15 protein-coding genes and 2 pseudogenes are annotated in these 17,710 nt (G+C 53.0%); 9 read left to right on the forward strand and 8 right to left on the reverse strand.

The features are described from left to right. A partial coding sequence (locus G547_RS19910) for an integrase core domain-containing protein (RefSeq protein WP_036186942.1) occupies window positions 1-268 on the forward strand: 268 nt, incomplete at its 5' end. A 58-nt stretch (window positions 269-326) separates the two neighbouring features. On the opposite strand, the gene G547_RS0102995 is transcribed toward G547_RS19910, so the two are convergent. Genes G547_RS0102995 through G547_RS0103005 form a run of 3 tightly spaced genes read right to left on the reverse strand, consistent with a single transcriptional unit; the run spans window position 327 to window position 2,896 of the window. Further along, window positions 327-656: an AbrB/MazE/SpoVT family DNA-binding domain-containing protein gene (locus G547_RS0102995; protein ID WP_027328558.1), complete on the reverse strand. Its 330-nt coding sequence runs from the start codon at window positions 654-656 to the stop codon at window positions 327-329. A gap of 53 nt (window positions 657-709) precedes the next feature. Further along, window positions 710-2,032, reverse strand: coding sequence for a hypothetical protein (locus tag G547_RS19915; protein WP_157209770.1), 1,323 nt, complete (start codon window positions 2,030-2,032; stop codon window positions 710-712). Between the two features lie 15 nt (window positions 2,033-2,047). Continuing rightward, window positions 2,048-2,896, reverse strand: a complete 849-nt coding sequence (locus tag G547_RS0103005) for a hypothetical protein (protein ID WP_027328559.1) — start codon at window positions 2,894-2,896, stop codon at window positions 2,048-2,050. 1,285 nt (window positions 2,897-4,181) lie between these two features. Between G547_RS0103005 and G547_RS0103010 the strand changes: the two genes are divergently transcribed. The 8 genes and pseudogenes from G547_RS0103010 to G547_RS23755 all read left to right on the forward strand — a co-directional run. After that, window positions 4,182-4,601, forward strand: a complete 420-nt coding sequence (locus G547_RS0103010) for a DUF6795 domain-containing protein (RefSeq protein ID WP_027328560.1) — start codon at window positions 4,182-4,184, stop codon at window positions 4,599-4,601. A 16-nt stretch (window positions 4,602-4,617) separates the two neighbouring features. Further along, window positions 4,618-5,787: a lipase family protein gene (locus G547_RS0103015; protein ID WP_027328561.1), complete on the forward strand. Its 1,170-nt coding sequence runs from the start codon at window positions 4,618-4,620 to the stop codon at window positions 5,785-5,787. 359 nt (window positions 5,788-6,146) lie between these two features. After that, entirely contained in the window at window positions 6,147-6,599 is a 453-nt protein-coding gene (locus G547_RS19920; protein WP_051234724.1) for a (deoxy)nucleoside triphosphate pyrophosphohydrolase, read from the forward strand. 74 nt (window positions 6,600-6,673) lie between these two features. Beyond that, the gene (locus G547_RS0103030) at window positions 6,674-6,898 is read left to right on the forward strand and encodes a helix-turn-helix domain-containing protein (protein ID WP_027328563.1); all 225 of its coding nucleotides are present in this window, start codon (window positions 6,674-6,676) and stop codon (window positions 6,896-6,898) included. A 132-nt stretch (window positions 6,899-7,030) separates the two neighbouring features. Then, window positions 7,031-8,008, forward strand: a complete 978-nt coding sequence (locus G547_RS19925) for a Gfo/Idh/MocA family protein (RefSeq protein ID WP_051234726.1) — start codon at window positions 7,031-7,033, stop codon at window positions 8,006-8,008. 359 nt (window positions 8,009-8,367) lie between these two features. Next, on the forward strand, window positions 8,368-10,389 hold the full coding sequence (locus tag G547_RS19930; RefSeq protein ID WP_051234727.1) for a glycoside hydrolase family 11 protein: 2,022 nt from the start codon (window positions 8,368-8,370) through the stop codon (window positions 10,387-10,389). Window positions 10,390-10,774: 385 nt separating this feature from the next. Beyond that, a pseudogene (locus G547_RS19935) lies at window positions 10,775-11,908 on the forward strand (glycoside hydrolase family 11 protein); the annotation flags it as partial. A gap of 126 nt (window positions 11,909-12,034) precedes the next feature. Further along, window positions 12,035-12,160 (forward strand): annotated as a pseudogene (locus tag G547_RS23755) (carbohydrate-binding domain-containing protein); the annotation flags it as partial. Between the two features lie 84 nt (window positions 12,161-12,244). Here the strand turns inward: G547_RS23755 and pelA are convergent. From pelA to pcnB, 5 genes are all read right to left on the reverse strand, one after another. Further along, the gene (gene pelA / locus G547_RS19940; protein ID WP_051234728.1) at window positions 12,245-13,435 is read right to left on the reverse strand and encodes a pectate lyase; all 1,191 of its coding nucleotides are present in this window, start codon (window positions 13,433-13,435) and stop codon (window positions 12,245-12,247) included. Between the two features lie 97 nt (window positions 13,436-13,532). Continuing rightward, window positions 13,533-14,357, reverse strand: a complete 825-nt coding sequence (gene panB, locus G547_RS0103055) for a 3-methyl-2-oxobutanoate hydroxymethyltransferase (protein ID WP_027328564.1) — start codon at window positions 14,355-14,357, stop codon at window positions 13,533-13,535. Between the two features lie 20 nt (window positions 14,358-14,377). Continuing rightward, window positions 14,378-15,052 carry a deoxynucleoside kinase gene (locus tag G547_RS0103060; protein ID WP_051234730.1) on the reverse strand — a complete coding sequence of 225 codons (675 nt, stop codon included), beginning with the start codon at window positions 15,050-15,052 and terminating at the stop codon, window positions 14,378-14,380. Between the two features lie 12 nt (window positions 15,053-15,064). Beyond that, window positions 15,065-15,571 carry a 2-amino-4-hydroxy-6-hydroxymethyldihydropteridine diphosphokinase gene (gene folK / locus G547_RS0103065; RefSeq protein WP_027328566.1) on the reverse strand — a complete coding sequence of 169 codons (507 nt, stop codon included), beginning with the start codon at window positions 15,569-15,571 and terminating at the stop codon, window positions 15,065-15,067. After that, window positions 15,568-16,908, reverse strand: a complete 1,341-nt coding sequence (pcnB, locus tag G547_RS0103070; RefSeq protein ID WP_027328567.1) for a polynucleotide adenylyltransferase PcnB — start codon at window positions 16,906-16,908, stop codon at window positions 15,568-15,570. Before pcnB ends, folK begins: the two co-directional genes overlap by 4 nt. Window positions 16,909-17,710: the final 802 nt, after the last annotated feature.

Here is a 17,710-nt window from a genome sequence, read left to right on the forward strand (position 1 = left end):
GATAGAACACACCAAAACCAAGGCTCGACACCCGCAGACCAATGGCATCTGTGAGCGATTCCATAAGACAGTGCTGCAGGAGTTTTATCAGGCCACGCTACGGCGTAAGATCTACGATACGCTGGAGGCACTTCAGTCGGACTTGGACGACTGGCTGCATGAGTACAATCATCACCGTACTCACCAGGGGAAAATGTGCTGCGGCAGGACGCCAATGGAAACCCTGGAAGATGGCAAGCGAATCTGGAAGGAAAAGTTCGTAGGCTGAACTTGACCTGACAGACACCATCGGAAAAACCGGTAACTGTCAGATCAAGTCTGGACTACTACATATCAACCTTGATATACTCTCCGGGGTTGTTGAGTCGATCCTTCACGATCTCTACCCAGTAGCTATCTTCACAGCCTTGAGTTCTTCCGGCTTCTACATAGTTAGGCTGGTCCCTGCTTTGCATATAGTCTTCAGAAACGCCATCGCAATTAAACCAAGTGTCCCACGCGTCGGTGTGGTGGAGCTCAGAGAGCTCTTCCTTCACATGGTCTGCAATTTCGTGAAGGCTTTTTTCGCTCTTCCCGCTTTCGTCGCCCGCCTCTATCAACGTCCTTAAGTCTATTTTGGCATGCATTAACTTGCTCTTTGGATCACTCTTACACATACTCTATTCTCCTTTTATACGAGGAGGTGACTTATCTGGGGTAGATCCCAATGTTATCCTTGGCCACTAGTTCTTCCGGCATTTACTATGGCATCGTCTAGCCATCTATCGACGTCCTCATCTGAGTCTCCTATGCTCCTTTCTTGGTCCTGATTATAATCGTACCTCAAAATTATTTTTCGTGCTAACTCATTAAAACCTAGAAACTTTATGCTTTTCAATATGTTTTTTAGAAAGTTGGTTTTGTTTAAAATGTGTTCAATCTCTGACCTTATGAAGTCCCCATTGTTTTTGTTTGCAGATATTTCTCTAATTTTAGATTTATACTCGTGAATATAACTTTCAGAAAAAACTGGACTATAACCAAAGTGAAAAAGTGCTGATATTCCAGCGGTCGCATCTTTCGTAAAAGAGTTTTCTAAGGTTTCATTTATCTCTTTCATTTTTTGATTTCTATCGAAGATCCTATCTAGAACCTCTTGTGCGTCATCAGTCACGGAGTAACTTTTAAAACCTGATTTTTTGTGATCTGGATAAAGTTGTACCCAGAAATCGAGTATTTCAATGATATTTTGTTCGTTAACTCCAAGTGGTTCTAGTTTGATGTGGGCGCATGGAGCCATTTCAAAGTGATTTTTTATTATGTCTATTGCTTTTGAAAGCTCGCGATTGCTGATTTGGTACTTTTTAGCTATTTCTTTTTTTGATTCTGAGAATGTGTCAAGGTTCCAGTGGTCCTTTTTAGGTAAAAGTTCTGCTATCTCGAAAATTTTTTTTCTTGATAGGTTTTTCGTGAACGATTCCATTCCGTATTCATCAATAAGGTAACTATTCAGTCTGTCGAGGTGGTCCAATCGACTTTCAAGATCTGAAAATACCCTAAATAAATTAAGGCAGTTAATTAGTCCTCCTGTTTCCCGTAGATGTTTTTTACTGTTTAGGTTTTTTGGGTATCTGAAAGTTTGTCCGGTTGGGTCTATATCGGCTATATCTAGAATGACGTTTTCGATACTACTTATCTCATCTTTGTACCTGTCGTCTAATTTGTTGGATGCCTCCTTGAAAAATTCCCATATTGATTTTATGTCGTGTGATCTTGAATAATCAAAGCTAATCGTTGTAGATTTTATTTTGTATATTTTAGAGATTTTTTCTATCGAGTGCTTAAGTCTAAGTTCAACAGAGTGTCTAATGCAGAAGCACGCTGGGTATATGTGAAATTCTGAGTCCACCCCATGATCTTCTAATACCTTTTCAAGTATCAGTTTTGCTGACATAGAGTACCCCTTCGAATACTCGTAATATCCAGGGTCACCATTGTTTCCGACGCATGCGTTAGCCCATGAGGGGCCTCTTGATGAAAAGGTAAAATTCATTCTATGTCTCATCCTTTATGGGATTTTTGTGTTTTCTGTTTCCCGTTCAGCATTTATTCTTTGGAGCTCTAACAATCTATAGTTTTTATGGAATCTTTCTAAAATCCAGTAGTAATAGAGAACGTTATAGTTATCGAATAGGCCACCTTTTTGTTGGTAGTAAGAAATAAAGGGCTTTAAAATGTGATTTTGGTAAATAAAATTAACATTTATAAATCTTCCTTTTATATTAATTCTCGATATCTTCCTTACGGCCCATGGGGATGGGGTCCAGTTGCTGTCGAGTGGGTTTCTGAAGTAATTAGATACATATTTATTTTTAAGTAGATCGGATACGATACTGTTTATATAATAAATATTCTTAAATCGTTGCAGATCTGATATTTCAAACTCATTTTTATTGGGTATGTCTGTTGCTTGTGTGCTAGCTCTATTTCCCTTTGTTTCTAACACCATGTTGTTAATAGCAAACTGAATGAACAAACAATCCCAGTATCTAAACAGTGCCCCAGCGTTTAGCTTTTTGAACTCTTCCCTTAAGAAGCCGATCTCTGTTCTGTCTTGATTTAGTTCTTCAACGAGAAGCCTTATTGTATGTTCTTTGGGTTTCCAGCTCTTTTTTAAAATGGTCTTTGGAGGTATTCCTTCGGTTTCCCCGAGTGGTTGTTCATCGAGTGATATGCCCCATGCGATATGTTCGGTGATCACTGTGCTAACGAACTCTAGGGGGGCAACAGCTTGATGAGCCTTTGATTCTGGTTCTAGGGTTGATTCTAGCAGACTGTTAAGTATGTCTGAGTCAACACCCGCCATTTCGAGTGAATCGAGCAGTGAGGGAGAGGGTTTCCACGCTTTGGAGGCCATAGAGCTATCTCTGTATATGTAAACTATATCCGAATATTTAGTTGGCTGGATTAATCATCGCATAATACTTGATAGATAATACCATTGAGTTATTCCAGTTTTTTTAAATGGTCCACAACCTGCATATCTGCCCAGCTGTGTTGATCGCGGTATTTCAAGCTCCTTGCGTAGACGCTGCTGGAGAGCCAATAATCCAAGCCAAAAAAAACGTCGGGCAAGTAACAGCAGTAGTCTGTATGCATATACAATACTACATGGTTAAAAGTTAACCAGTCAAGGGATGTCTACAAGGAAAACGAGGCTGGCGTTTTTGAAATTGTCCGAATGCTGTTGTCAATTATGAGTACTAGTGAATTTTTTGACAGCCTAACTTATTGACATTAAATAAATATTTGTGGGTAGTGGGTTTTTGTGGCAGCTCTAGATGGACTCATATCCTTTTGATACTTATTGAGATAGAAGGCTAAGTAGGCCATATATCAGGGTCACATAGATATTCCAGAAGTGTCGAAAGTCTGTCGAAAATGATGTGCTATACAGTGGTTTACTGTGATCGCCTGACTTTGCTAACTGACTGATTTTGAAGGCACAGTGGTACAAAGCGAGCTATTGAGGTAGGGTGGGGACGTATTCGAATCCTCTCGCTCCGACCACTAATTCAAGACTAAGCCCCTGATTTTCCTAGAGAATTTCGGGGGTTTTTTCGTTTTTACTCCTCAATCTGCCGTAGTTGTGTCGCTCATACAGCGATACGCCCTTATAGACCGCCCAAATCAGGGTCAGAGTCTGGCCCTCCCCAGGTGTTGATATTGGCCTCATATCATCCGCTCACCGCGCGATTCCCCCACTTTGTCGATACACCTCTACCGGCGGGCTGCAGCTCGCTAGGAGGTGGGCGCAAGCGAATTCATCTTTGGAACAACTTGGCTGACAGAACGATTGCCAAACGACAAGCCCTGGTGGTACGTTAAGTGGCTATTGCGAAAACCGAATAGGAACACCGTTTGTCGCCGGAAATCTCGACAAAATTGTGAGCTGGTTCTCGAAAAGAGGTCGTGTCAGGTTGGCACAGGGATTATCAGGGACACCGTGAACAGTTTAATTGGCTCCCCTTCCCTGCGTCCCCTTGTGTAAGGGCTAAACCATACTCCCTGCCCGTCCTCTCTGATAATCGGTAACGTACTACCAGCCTACGCTGATTTGATGGGAAGCCGATGTTTTGAAACATTTTAGCATTACCATTGTTGTTGTCTGGTCACTATTCTCCATAAGTGAAGGAGTTGCTATGTCGCTATTTTTTGGAGGTGATAAATCCGAGATTGTGATTTTTTCCCCTTTGGATGGCCGTCTTCTTTATAAGGGCGAGCCCGTTTCCAACGCCGATATAAAGCTCTGGATTAAATGGAAGGATACAAAGGGAGAAAGTTTTCATTACAAAACGGATGAAAAGGGCTATTTTTCCATACCCAAAAAAACGGATCTGTATAAAGACAGTCCTCTCGCTCAGCTCGTCATCACTCAGGAAATTACCGTAGAGTATAAGGGAGAGAGCCACCTGATATGGACGCTAAGTAAGACTGACGGACGGTTGAATGTCGAATTTGGCGGGGAGCCCAAGAATTTAATCTGTGAACTAGCGGAAGACCTGAACACCATCAGGACTGATGAAGTTCTTATGGGAACGAGGTGTAACTGGGAAATCTGACATACAAGGAATTTTTATGAACACTCCAAGCCCTACGGTTGCCGCAGAGTTGGCTTCTGACATCTACCGGGTCCAGACAGACAGTCAAGTTCAACTGTTTATGTCCCATCCAGTATTTTCCAGAAGGAACGTGAAAGTCGCTCCTGAATTTTCTCATCTAAAAGCCGAAGTGGGTGGGCGGCTGGTATTGAATCACAAGGACGGATTCGGAATATGCTCAAAAGGCGGTGACCAACACGTCAACGAAGTGTTTTTGGTTTTTAGAGGCACTACCACGGCAAATAAGAAGGCAGATTTTTTAACAGACGCCAGAATTGGAATAACCAACAACCAATCCGGCTTGCCGGTCCATATTGGGTTCAACCACTGCTTCAGCAGTATGGTGCCAGAGATAAAGAAGTTTTTCTCATCACTCAATGGTAATGTCACTGCCGTTCATTGTATTGGTCATAGCCTTGGCGGTGCGGTGGCAGCCCTCGCGGCCGATTGGGTCGCCAGAAATTTAAAGCATTCAACTCACCTCTATACCTTCGGGGCGCCTCGCGTCGGTACTGACTGGTTCGTTAAAAGCACGACCTCCACGGTGGGAGGGCGCAATATGCACCGGGTCTACCATAAAACCGACCCGGTCACCATGGCTCCGCTGTACCCCTTTATGCACGCGCCCTACAACGCCCCCGGCCATTACGTGCATTCCAGTCAGCCCCTCCTATCCGGTGAAGCCCACCGAATGACCAACTACACAAGATCCGTGAAGGATAAGTCCTGGGAGGCACTTTCGGGAGCCCCTGAGCCTCCGTACACGCTCGAAAGCGCCATTGAAGCCTGGCTTGAATCGAAAACCCCTGTGGACAGCTCATCACCGACATTCTGGCGCTGGGTCGATTCGGCGTTGATCTACGTCGTAAAGAAGGTGGCTATGGCAGCCTTGGTGGGTTTACAGGGAGCTTTCATCAGCTTTTTCACCGTTGCGGATAAAATTGCTTATATTCTCGCGACTGGGATCAGCATGGCCGAAACCGTCAGTTTCTGGGTGGAGCGCCTGATGCGCAAGATCATGCAGGCTCTTGGCATGCGCACGCCGGAGAGCAAGGCGGCGCTGACGGAAGGGCTGATTCGCTATGTGCTCAGACGCCTGACCGCCAAGTCGAACAAGGAAGCCAGAAATGCCATTGAGAAGCTCTAGCCAGCCAAAATGACAAGGGAGTGATGCATGGGATTTCTCATTATTAGCGCGAAAATCTTTGCCACGATACTATTAACCGCGCTTTTGCTGGTAGCGATCACGAAAGCTCACCCGAGAACTCATAACCCCGAATACCCGCCATTGGCGGAGTATGGCTCGGGTTTTATTTTGTTCTTTGCCGCGTTATGTGGTTTCTATTTTTTGTGGTTTCACTGATCCGGCCACTGTAGGCCAAAGGCGCCTCTGCCGTTATGGTGCCCAGCCAAAAGACTATCCGAATCTCCGATACCCGCCCCCTTCACCGCCCGGTAACCTGAATTCCAGTACTTGTTCATCCTCAACAAGGGAGCGGGAATTCAATGTCACACACCAAGCATGTCTGCGCCGGGCTGATTCTCAAGCACGGACAGGTTCTGATCGGTAAGCGCCCGGCGGGGCAGAACTGGGCGGGTTTCTGGGAGTTTCCCGGCGGTAAGTGTCAACCGGGCGAGTCCCTCCAGGAGTGTCTGGAGCGGGAGCTCTTTGAGGAGCTGCGTATCTGGACGCGGGCTTCGGGCGTGCTGACGCGTTTGAGCCGGCGCTACCCCGGGGGTGTTATACGCTTGATCGCGATGCGGGCGGATATTATAGCCGGGCGTGTGCGCCGGGCGGTGCATGATGAGCTGGCATGGGTCTCTCCGGCGGGGATTCTCGAATACCGATTGGCGCCGGCGGATCGGCGCCTAGCGGAGTGGCTGGTGCGCGAGAGCCTTGCCAGCTCGCAGGTCGCGAGGCTCTCCGCTTCAAGCGCGGTGCCCGAGGGGGTGTTGTGATGGCAGGCTCTGATTTTCGGGGTTGATAACTATAGTGTGTAGATTTATAGTATGCAGGCGGGCACATTGATGGTATGTCGAATTCAGAAAAGTCCTGTCAGTTGGTGCGCCGGTTTGCGGAAAATGTTCGTCGGGAGCGGCACGCCCGTAATTTGTCCCAGGAGGCGCTGGCCGACCTGGCGGATGTTCACCGCACCTATATCGGAATGCTGGAACGGGGTGAAAAAAACGTCACCCTCAGCACTCTGGAGCGGATCGCCAATGCACTGAACATCGATGCCGTCAGTCTGCTTAGCTAGCCATTGCCCTTTTTTGCCCCGTTGTCGGTATTGAAACGGGGCCTTTTTCGTTGGTTTGCGACAGTGTTATTCCAATAAGAATCCACCATAAAGCACGACGTATCACCCTGGAGAGAGAGGGAGAGAACCCCCATGCGTTATGTCATTGTCGGTACCGGCAATATCAGCAATACCTATGTGTCCGCGTTGGGCAAACTTCCGAATTGCGAGCTGGTTGGCGCAGTCTCCCGCTCGGGGCGCGCCCTGCCTTCAGCCCCGGAACTGCCCATATGGTCATCACTCGATGCGGTGGATCAGGCCTTCGATGCGGTCATTCTCGCTACGCCCAACGGCTTACATCATGAGGGCGCTATTGAAGCGGCGGCGCTCGGCAAACATGTGCTGACCGAGAAACCCCTGGATATTGCCATCGAGGCAATGGACCGGATGACCGAAGCTTGTAAGAAGGCGGGTGTGACCTTGGCGGTGTGTTACCAGCGGCGCACGCGGCCGGACAATATCGCGATCAAGCGATTGATGGATGCCGGCGCCTTTGGTCGGGTTTATGCGGTGGATCTGGCCGCTAAGTTCTATCGGGACCAGGCCTATTACGACAGTGGCGATTATCGGGGCGGCTATTCGTTGGACGGCGGCGGCCCGTTTATGCAGCAGGCCTGTCATAACCTGGATATTTATACGTGGCTATTTGGCCTCCCCAAGCAGGTGATGAGCATGTTGGGGACCTTTGCCCACAACATCGAATCGGAAGATCACGGCGCAGCATTGATGCGTCACGCCAATGGCATGATCGGCTCCGTGGTGGCTTCCACCGCTGCCAAACCGGGGTTTGCCGCTCGCATGGAGGTGCACACGGAAAAGGGCAGTTTTACCCTGACCGATGATGTGGTCACCCAGTGGGCCGTTGAGGGCGTTGATAACCCGTCCCAACCGGGTGAGGCCTATCAGCACGATGGCGCCACCAGCGCGGCGGTGACGGATACCACCGCCCATGAAGCGATCATCAACGACTTTGAGTCGGCGGTTAAGGAGAAGCGGGAGCCGCTGGCCGGCGCTGGCTCTTCGAGGCTGACGACTGAGTTGATTCTGAAGGTTTATGAGGCTGCCCGTTAAGAAACAAAATGGGTTCCTTTAGATGTCGGTCTATCGGCTCCCCCGCTCCCTTTCATGATTTTCCTGCCGAGCGCTCCTGTTATCCCGGAGCGCTGTTTCTAGCGTTCGACAATCCCGCCTTTGGAGAAACCTGACGGTTTTCACAAAAACAGACATCCCTGGCGGATGTTATCTCATTCCTGAAGAGTAATATGCCAACTATTATTGTCTCGTTGACAATAAGGTGCGGCGTTGCTATAGCTGTGCGCCGAGCGTCGGGCTGTGGCGGTTGAAGTGAATCGCCGTCGGTTGGTAAACGGGGTGATTCGGAATTAACAGCTTGGCTTCCCATTAAAATAAGTGATTAAGGGTACTGTCCTATGAGCTTGATATCATTTAAGCAACTCGCGAAAGGCGGCGCAAGCGCGACCAAAGCGCTTGTCTGTGCCGCTGCACTTTGTGCGTCGGGCGTTCACGCCCAAACACTGACGCAAAACGATACGGGAACCCACGACGGGTTTTATTACTCGTTCTGGAAAGACAACGGCGATGCGTCTTTCGAACTTCTGCCCGGTGGGCGATATCGCTCGCAGTGGAGCAATGCCACCAACAACTGGGTCGGTGGCAAAGGCTGGAACCCCGGCGGTCGCAAAGTGGTGAATTATTCCGGTTCGTATAACGTGGATAATTCGCAGAACTCCTACCTCGCCTTGTACGGCTGGACCCGCAATCCGTTGGTCGAGTACTACGTGATCGAAAGTTACGGCTCCTATAATCCGTCTTCCTGTACGACAGGTCGCCAAACCTATGGCACCTTTCAGAGCGATGGTGCGACCTATGAGATTGTCCGTTGCCAGCGGGTGAACAAACCCTCCATTGAAGGCAACGCCACTTTCTATCAGTACTTCAGTGTGCGTCAGCCCAAAAAAGGGTTCGGGCAGATCAGCGGCACCATTACCGTGGGCAACCACTTTGATGCCTGGGCCGAAGCGGGCCTGAACCTGGGCAACCATGATTACATGGTGCTGGCTACCGAGGGCTACCAAAGCTCGGGCAGCTCTGACATTACCGTGAGCGAAGGCACGGGTGGTGATACCGGTGGCGACACGGGCGGTGATACCGGAGGAGACACCGGGGGCGATACCGGCAGCGGTGGTTCTGGTGGCGATATTGTGGTTCGCGCGCGCGGCACCGCCGGTGGCGAGCATATCAATTTGTTGGTCGGCGGGAGCGTCGTGGCCGGCTGGAATCTTTCCACCAATTTCGCGGACTACACCTATACCGGTGGTGCCACGGGTGATGTGCAGGTGGAGTTTGATAACGACGGCGGCGACCGGGATGTGATTCTCGACAGCGTCTACGTCAATGGCGAAACCCGTCAAGCGGAAAATATGGAATACAACACCGCGACCTATGATGGCGAGTGCGGTGGAGGCTCTCTTTCGGAAACCATGCACTGCAACGGCGTGATCGGTTTCGGTGAAACCTCGGATTGCTTCAGCGGTAGTTGCAGCGGTGGTAACACGGGCGGCGATACCGGTGGCGACACCGGCGGTGATACGGGCGGAAACTCGGGCGATACCAGCTGCAGTGGTTATGTCGGCCTGACGTTTGATGATGGCCCGACGGGTAACACAAGCACTCTGATCAGTTTGCTGCAGCAGAACGACCTCACGCCGGTGACCTGGTTCGCGCAAGGTCAGTACGTGGATAGCAACCCGGGAATGATTTCCCAAATGCTCGACGTCGGTGAAGTGCAGAACCACAGTTACTCGCACCCCTCCATGACCGGTTACAGCTATCAGCAGGTGGTGGATGAAATCAGTCGCACCACTGATGCGATTCAGAATGCCGGCGCCCCGGCTCCCACACTCTATCGTCCCCCTTACGGTGATAACACCTCTACCATTCGTCAGGCAGCGCAAGACCAGGGGCTGACCTATATTACCTGGGATGTGGACTCTCGGGATTGGGACGGCGCCAGCGCCTCGCAAATCGCTAATGCCGCCAACCAACTGCAGGATGGACAAGTGATTTTGATGCACGACGGCAGCTACACCAATACCAATGCCGCTATTCCACAAATTGCCGCAAACCTGCGAGCGAAAGGACTGTGTGCCGGCCGTATTGATCCGGCCAGTGGTCGCGCCGTGGCGCCCGGCAGCGCCGGCGGTGGCACCGGTGGAAACGACGGTGGCGATACCGGGGGTGACACAGGAGGTGATACTGGCGGCGACACCGGTGGTAATACCGGCAGTCAGTGCCAGTGTAACTGGTATGGCACCCTGTATCCTTCCTGTGACAATCAAGACAGTGGTTGGGGCTGGGAGAACGCCGAAAGCTGTATCGGCTCCACGACGTGTAACGACCAGTACGGTGATGGTGGCGAAGTCTGCAACTGAACGGTCATTAGCACCGCAAGCGATAAAACCAATAAATTCTCATAGCAATATCTGATGTAAGGCGGGTTTTTACCCGCCTTTTTTTACGGCTAAAAATTAATTTAAAAAAGAATATCGACGGAAGTTTTTCACAAAATAAATAATCATTGGCGGGCGTTATTTCAATAACAAAGGTTGAGATGCCAATATTTATTGTCTTGTTGACAATAAGATTTCCGGTTGCTATATCTTTGCCCGAGCCTGAACGGTAAACAGCGGAAAAAGGTTCTCTGTCCTGCGAGTCAAGCAATAAACGGCGCGTGTCAGAAGCATTGGGTTGGAGAACCTTCGCTTGTTAGGTCCGGCCTGGCTCTTCATTAAAATAAATTAAGAAGGGTACTTTCCTATGAGCTTGACAACACTTAAGCAACTCGCGAAAAGCGGCGCTTGCGCGACCAAAGCGCTGGTGTGTGCCGCTGCACTCTGTGCGTCGGGCGCTTACGCCCAAACGCTGACGCAAAACGCTACGGGAACCCACGACGGGTTTTATTACTCGTTCTGGAAAGACAATGGTGATGCGTCTTTCGAACTTCTGCCCGGCGGGCGATACCGCTCGCAGTGGAGCAATGCCACCAACAACTGGGTCGGCGGCAAGGGTTGGAACCCCGGTGGTCGCAAAGTGGTGAATTACTCCGGTTCGTATAACGTGGATAATTCGCAGAACTCTTACCTCGCCTTGTACGGCTGGACCCGCAATCCGTTGGTCGAGTACTACGTGATCGAGAGCTACGGTTCCTATAACCCGTCCTCCTGTTCGACAGGTCGCCAGACCTATGGCACTTTTCAAAGTGATGGCGCGACCTATGAAATTGTTCGCTGTCAGCGCGTGAACAAGCCGTCCATTGAAGGCAACGCCACTTTCTATCAGTACTTCAGTGTGCGTCAGCCCAAAAAAGGGTTCGGGCAGATCAGCGGCACCATTACCGTGGGCAACCACTTTGATGCCTGGGCCGAAGCGGGCCTGAACCTGGGCAACCACGATTACATGGTGCTGGCTACCGAGGGCTACCAAAGCTCGGGCAGCTCTGACATTACCGTGAGCGAAGGCACGGGTGGCGATACCGGTGGCGACACGGGCGGTGACACCGGTGGTGACACCGGTGGTGATAACGGCGACGGCTCGCCCTCTGGCAGCGACATTGTGGTTCGCGCACGCGGCACGGCCGGTGGCGAGCATATCAATCTGCTGATCGGTGGCAGCGTCGTGGCCGATTGGAACCTGACCACCAACTTTGCGAACTATACCTACAGCGGCAGCGCCTCGGGCGATATTCAGGTGCAGTTCGATAATGACGGTGGCGACCGGGACGTGATTCTGGATAATGTTTACGTCAATGGTGAAACCCGTCAGGCCGAAGATATGGAATACAACACCGCGACCTATGACGGTGAGTGTGGTGGCGGCTCTTACGCTGAGACCATGCACTGTAATGGCGTGATCGGCTTCGGTGAAACCGGCGATTGTTTCAGTGGTAATTGCAGCGGTGGAAACACCGGTGGAGATTCCGGGGGCAATACCGGTGGTGACAGTGGTGGTAACACCGGAGGCGATAACGGTGGAAATACCGGTGGCAATACTGGTGGCAGTAGTTGTCAGTGCAACTGGTACGGCACCCTCTACCCTTCCTGTGACAATCAGGAAAGTGGTTGGGGCTGGGAAAACTCCCAGAGCTGCATCGGCACCACCACCTGCAATGATCAGTATGGCGACGGTGGTGAAGTCTGTAACTGAGGGCTGAAAAAAAACAACGGATCAGAGCCGGGCTTGCCGGCTCACATTAAGGGCGGATGAGAATCCGCCCTTTTTTGTGGGGTGCTAGCGGGGGTAGCGTTGGCGCCACTGTTGGTACTGCTCCAGAACATCGCTCGGGTCGTTCGTGTACCAGGCGTAGCCTTCCCGGCGTTCCTGGGAGATTTCATCAATGTCGTAATGAACCGAATTATCCCGGTCCCCGAAGAGGGGGCGGTTGGTGCCGATTTCCGCAAAGCGGGACCAGAGGGGCGACGCGTCTTTGTCTTTGACCAGGCGGTAGGCCTCCCGGTCCCAGCGGACGCCTTTCAGCGGATTGCTCCGGTACCAGTCCACCGCGTGGTGAACAGCGGCCTGAATATCGGCCGGCGGGTTTTCCAGCTGCATTAGAAACTCCAGCAGGTCAGCGCTTTCGGCGGTGGCGAGGGAAACCATTTCATAGGCCCGGGCCTTGCGGGGTTCCAGTGTGCGCGGATCGTGTTGGGCGCCCCAGAGCGTCGGCTTGCCGTCCACGACGACCTGAGCGGCCACAATCAGGTCCAGCCCTCGGGCCATACTTCGGGCGGCCTGCACGCGGAGGTCTTCCGGCGCCTGTTCGAACGGAGGTTCAGCCTTGGCGATGTCGGAAAGCACGGCCATCAGGTTGATCATGGCATCGTCGTTGAAGGTGATGTAGTCGTGGTACCCGCCGCGCAGGGGAAAGGTCTGGGGCCAGCCGCCGTTGGGGTATTGCGCTTCCAGAATCAGCTCGACGCCCTTTACGTAGCCTTCCCGGTAGCGGGGCTCGCCGGTGGCGCTGTAGGCTTTGGCCAGCGCACGGATTTGGGTGCTGGTGGCGTTGTTGTCGAATGTGGGGACGTACTTGCGTTCTACACCAAAGGCCTGGGCCGGCTGGCGCGGGCGCTTGGTCATGTCCGTGCCTTTGGACCAGCCGCCGGAGGGGGTCTGAAAGCTCAGAATGATGTCGGCGATGCGCTGGCCTTCCTCGCTGGCATACCACGTGATGGGCTGGTCCGGGTCAAAGCCATTGCGGTGTGCTTTGGGGGCGGGCTTGGGTTCGTCCAGGCCTTCGGCGGCCATTTCGGCCTGTATCTGATCGCGGTCGACTGAGCGCCAGTGCTGTGAGCGGGCCTGGTAATCTTCCCAGGCGGACGTGGGCACATTGATGGTGTGTTTCGGTTCGGGCGTCGGGGTTTCGCAGCCGAATAGGGTCAAGGCAGCGCCCAGCAGGGCCCACCGCAGTTGATGGCAACGCATAGTCTCTCTCACTCTCTCGTTGTTGTGGGTGGTGGGATGAACCGGGGGACGCTTTGATAGGGGTTGATGTAACAGCGCTTGCCCGGAGTCCCTGTCGTTATAAAAATATATGATCGTCGCTGGGGAAGGTTCCAGCCTTCACGTCTGCCACGTATTTCTTCATGGCGCCGGGAATGTCGCCGGCTTCGGTCAGGAAGTTTTTCGAAAACTTGGGGGGCTGTTCGGTCAGGCCCAGAATGTCATTGATCACCAGTACCTGGGCGTCGGTATCGCGACCTGCGCCAATGCCCACGGTGGGAATGGCAATCTCGCGGGTGATGCGGGCCGCCAGCTCCGACGGCACGCACTCAAGCACCAGCAGGTCGGCGCCGGCGTCGGACAGGATCTTCGCATCTTCGGCAATTTCCTCCGCCTGCTCCGGGGAGCGACCCTGGACCCGGAAGCCGCCGAATTTGTTCACTGACTGGGGCGTCAGGCCCAGGTGTGCGCAGACCGGAATGCCGCACTCACTCAGGCGCCGCACCGTGTCCGCGAGCCAGCGCCCGCCTTCGATTTTGATCATCTGCGCGCCCGCCTGCATCAGGCGCGTTGAGTTCTTCAGCGCGTCTTCCAGGGTGGCGTAGGTCATAAACGGCAGGTCGGCGACAATCAGGGACTTGTGATTACCACGCGCCACGGCTTCGACGTGGTACGTCATCTGTTCCATTGTCACGGGAATGGTGCTCTTGTAGCCCAGAACGGTCATGCCCAGGGAATCGCCGATCAGCACCGTTTCCACGCCGCACTTTTCCGCCATCGCCGCCATGGGGGCGTCGTACAGCGAAACCATCACGAACTTTTCGTTCTGATCCTTGAGCTTCTGCAGGGTCTTGATGGTGACCGTTTTGTTCAGGGCGGTGTCGGTGTTCGATCCGTAAGGCATAACATCTCTCCGGGTCGGGCTTAGAGCGCCGGTGTGGGGTTGTAGTAGTGGCGCCCGCTTTTGATGGTGAGTAGGGTTTCGATCAACTGCTGGAAGTGCTGGCGGTTGTTGGCCAGGTCCAGGTCCTGGGCGTTGACGATCAGCAGCGGCGAGCTGTCGTAATAGTGGAAAAACTGGGTGTAGGCCTCGTTCAGGGCCTCCAGGTACTCCGGGCTGATGTTCTGCTCGCTGGCGACCCCTCGCTGGCGGATGCGCTCGTTCAGCACCTTGGAGGGGGCCTGCAGGTAGATCACCAGATCCGGTACCGGGGCGTCCAGGGTGAGACGGTCGTAGACCTGTTGGTAAATGTTCAGCTCGTCGTCATCCAGGGTAACCTGGGCGAACAGCTGGTCTTTTTCCATCAGAAAATCCGCCACGCGCACCGGTTCGAACAGGTCGTTCTGGCGCAGTTCCTGAAGCTGGTTGGTCCGTTGAAACAGGAAGTACAGCTGGGTCTGCAGGGCTACGGTGCGAGGGGAGCGGTAAAAGCGCTCCAGAAAAGGGTTTTCTTCGGGCTGCTCGAGCAGCACATCGTAGTTGAACAGTTGCGCGATGTTTTTGGCGAGCGTGGTTTTGCCCACGCCAATCGGTCCTTCCACGGCAATATAGCGGGGAAGCTCGGCGTGGGACAGGTCCCATTGGTGATCGTCAAACATGGTCGACACGACTTAAGGCTCCCGGTGTTGACTGTCAGAGGTGAGTCGCTCCAGCCCCTCGAACGGGCACTGTGCCAATAATGACTCAAGAGGGGTGTTCGAGGGAAGCGTCAGTTCAGGGGTAATATCGGCCAAAGGGTAAAGAACAAAAGCCCGGCGAGGCATTTCGGGGTGGGGCACCTGTAGGCGGGGATGGTCGATGGTTTGCTCACCGTACAGCAGCAGGTCCAGGTCGAGGGTCCTGGGGCCCCAATGCTCCCGGCGTACCCTCTGATGGGCCTGCTCCAGCCGTTGTAGCTCATCCAGCAGTTCGAGCGGGGGAAGCGTTGTTTCCAGTTGGGCCACGGCGTTGATGTAATCGGGCTGTGGCGGGCCGACCGGCGCGCTGCGGTACAGCGGCGAGCGTGCCAGAAGGCGACTGTGGGGCAGTCGGGCCAGTTCATCAAAGGCCCGTTCGACTTGCTCTCTTGGGGCGTCGAGGTTACTGCCCAGGCCGATGTAACTGTGAACCCGACTCATTCCTGCGGCGCGGGGTTGGGCGAATCACCGGAGGAGGGGCGGCGTTTGCGACTGCGGCGGCGGCCACTCTTGGGTTTGGCGCCCTGACGGGACTCGGCAATCATCTTCTGTTGTTCGGCCTCGTCCACGTCCTGGAAGCGGGTCCACCAGTTGCCGGCGCCGTCCAGGTGCTCGCCGGAGGCTTCGCGCAGCAACAGGAAGTCGTAGGCGGCCCGGAAGCGGGAGTGCTCCAGCAACCGTTGTGGGTGGCGCTTCTGCACTAGGCGGTGCTGCATGTCCCACATTTCCCGCATGGGAATGAGGAAGCGCTTGGGAATGGACGTGTGTCCCAGTTGGTGACCGATCACTTCAGTGGCCGCCTGTTGGTAAGCCTGTTGGGGCGGCATGCTTTTGCTCAGGTGGTCGGCGCGGGCGGCCATGGGGGGCCAGAGCATGGCGGCGTAGATAAACGCCGGGGTTACCGGCTTCTCGGCACGCACGCGCTTGTCGGTGTTGGCCATGGTTTCTTCGATCAGCGTCAGGCCAGTCTCATCGCCTGCTTCCAGTGCCGCCTCGGTGGCCGGGAACAGGTGGGCCAGCAGCCCGTACTCGCGCATCAGGGTAAAGGTGGCGGTCGCCGAGCCGGCCATAAAGAGTTTCAGCACCTCTTCGAACAGCCGGGCGGGGGGCACGTTGCGCAGCAACTCTCCCAACTCCAGGATGGGGTCGGCGGTACCCGGATCGATCTGGAAGCCGAGTTTGCCGGCGAAGCGGATCGCGCGCAGCATGCGCACCGGGTCTTCCTTGTAGCGGGTGTGTGGGTCACCGATGATGCGCAGAGTGCGCTTCTCCAGGTCCTTCAGCCCGCCAGTGTAGTCGTGAATGGCAAAGTCATTGAGGGTGTAATAGAGCGCGTTGACGGTAAAGTCACGCCGAACGGCGTCGGTTTCCAGGGTCCCGTAGACGTTGTCCCGCAGGAGCATTCCGTCTTCATTGCCGGACTGATCGTGATGCCCGCGAAAGGTGGTGACCTCAATGATTTCCCGCCCCATGCGCACATGCACGATCTGGAAGCGCCGACCGATGATGCGGGCGCCGCGGAACAGGCGCTTGATCTGCTCGGGCTTGGCGTCGGTGGCGATGTCGAAGTCTTTGGGGTGGCCCCCCAGGAGCAGATCGCGCACGCCGCCACCCACCAGGAACCCCTGAAAGCCGCCTTCTTCCAGGCGTTTCATGATCTTGATCGCCGCCTGACTGATGTCTCGGCGGGAGACATTGTGTTGGTCTCGGGGGATGATCAGGGGGCGGTCCGGGTGGCGAGCGCGGGGGCGGAATTTGTCGATAAGCCGTTTCAGCATGGGCAATGGGTTACTGTCAGTGGGTTCTCGCGTCGGCTGGCACGCCGGACGGTCGTCTGAAAGCCGGGCAGTTTAGCACGGGCGGGGAGTGGTGCAAACGCCGGGGGTGGCGGTAGCGGAGGCTTTTCCGGGGTCAGAAAGCAAAACGGGAAAGCCGAGGCTTTCCCGTGGGATTGAGTTACCAGTGATCCTGTGGTCTGCAAATCGGCGCGTCCATGCCCTCGTATCAAGTGTGCGTGCTTGCAATCCCGCTCCAGTGTCTAGTCAGTCTTTCCGCTTTTTCTTGTGTCTTATCGTTATGTTTTTATATGCGTAAAGCACTAAGGCTTTCGCTTTTCTTATTGTTGTTCATTTTTATTATGCAGTCTGTTTTTATTGTTTCTTGTCATTATTATGTCGTTGTCGCTTTTTTTATTGTTTGTTGTTGTTATTTTTGAACTTCTTCTTTTCTTATTGTCTATTGTTTTAATTATGGCTTTTCATTTCTTATTGTTTGTTGTTCTTATTATGTGGCGCTTTTTTTATTAGTTGTTGTTGTTATGTGCCCGTATAGAGAGCACGTCGCGTGCCAGAAATGGAAAGTCCTTTAAAAACAATAACTTAGTTTATTTGTATGATCACTTATTAAGTTTAGTTATTTCTAACGGTTACAAATACGGGAACAGTTTGTTACGACTCCCGTGCCAGGTAACAAATCCCCCATTGGTAACAGCGTCTTTAGAAGGTAACCAGCGGTAACGTCTGTGGCGTTTAACCCCTTTTTTTGGCGTCGCTTATGGTATTTCGGTGTTACGGAGGGGGG

The sequence above is a fragment of the Marinimicrobium agarilyticum DSM 16975 genome (assembly GCF_000423345.1).
GTDB classification, from domain to species: domain Bacteria; phylum Pseudomonadota; class Gammaproteobacteria; order Pseudomonadales; family Cellvibrionaceae; genus Marinimicrobium; species Marinimicrobium agarilyticum.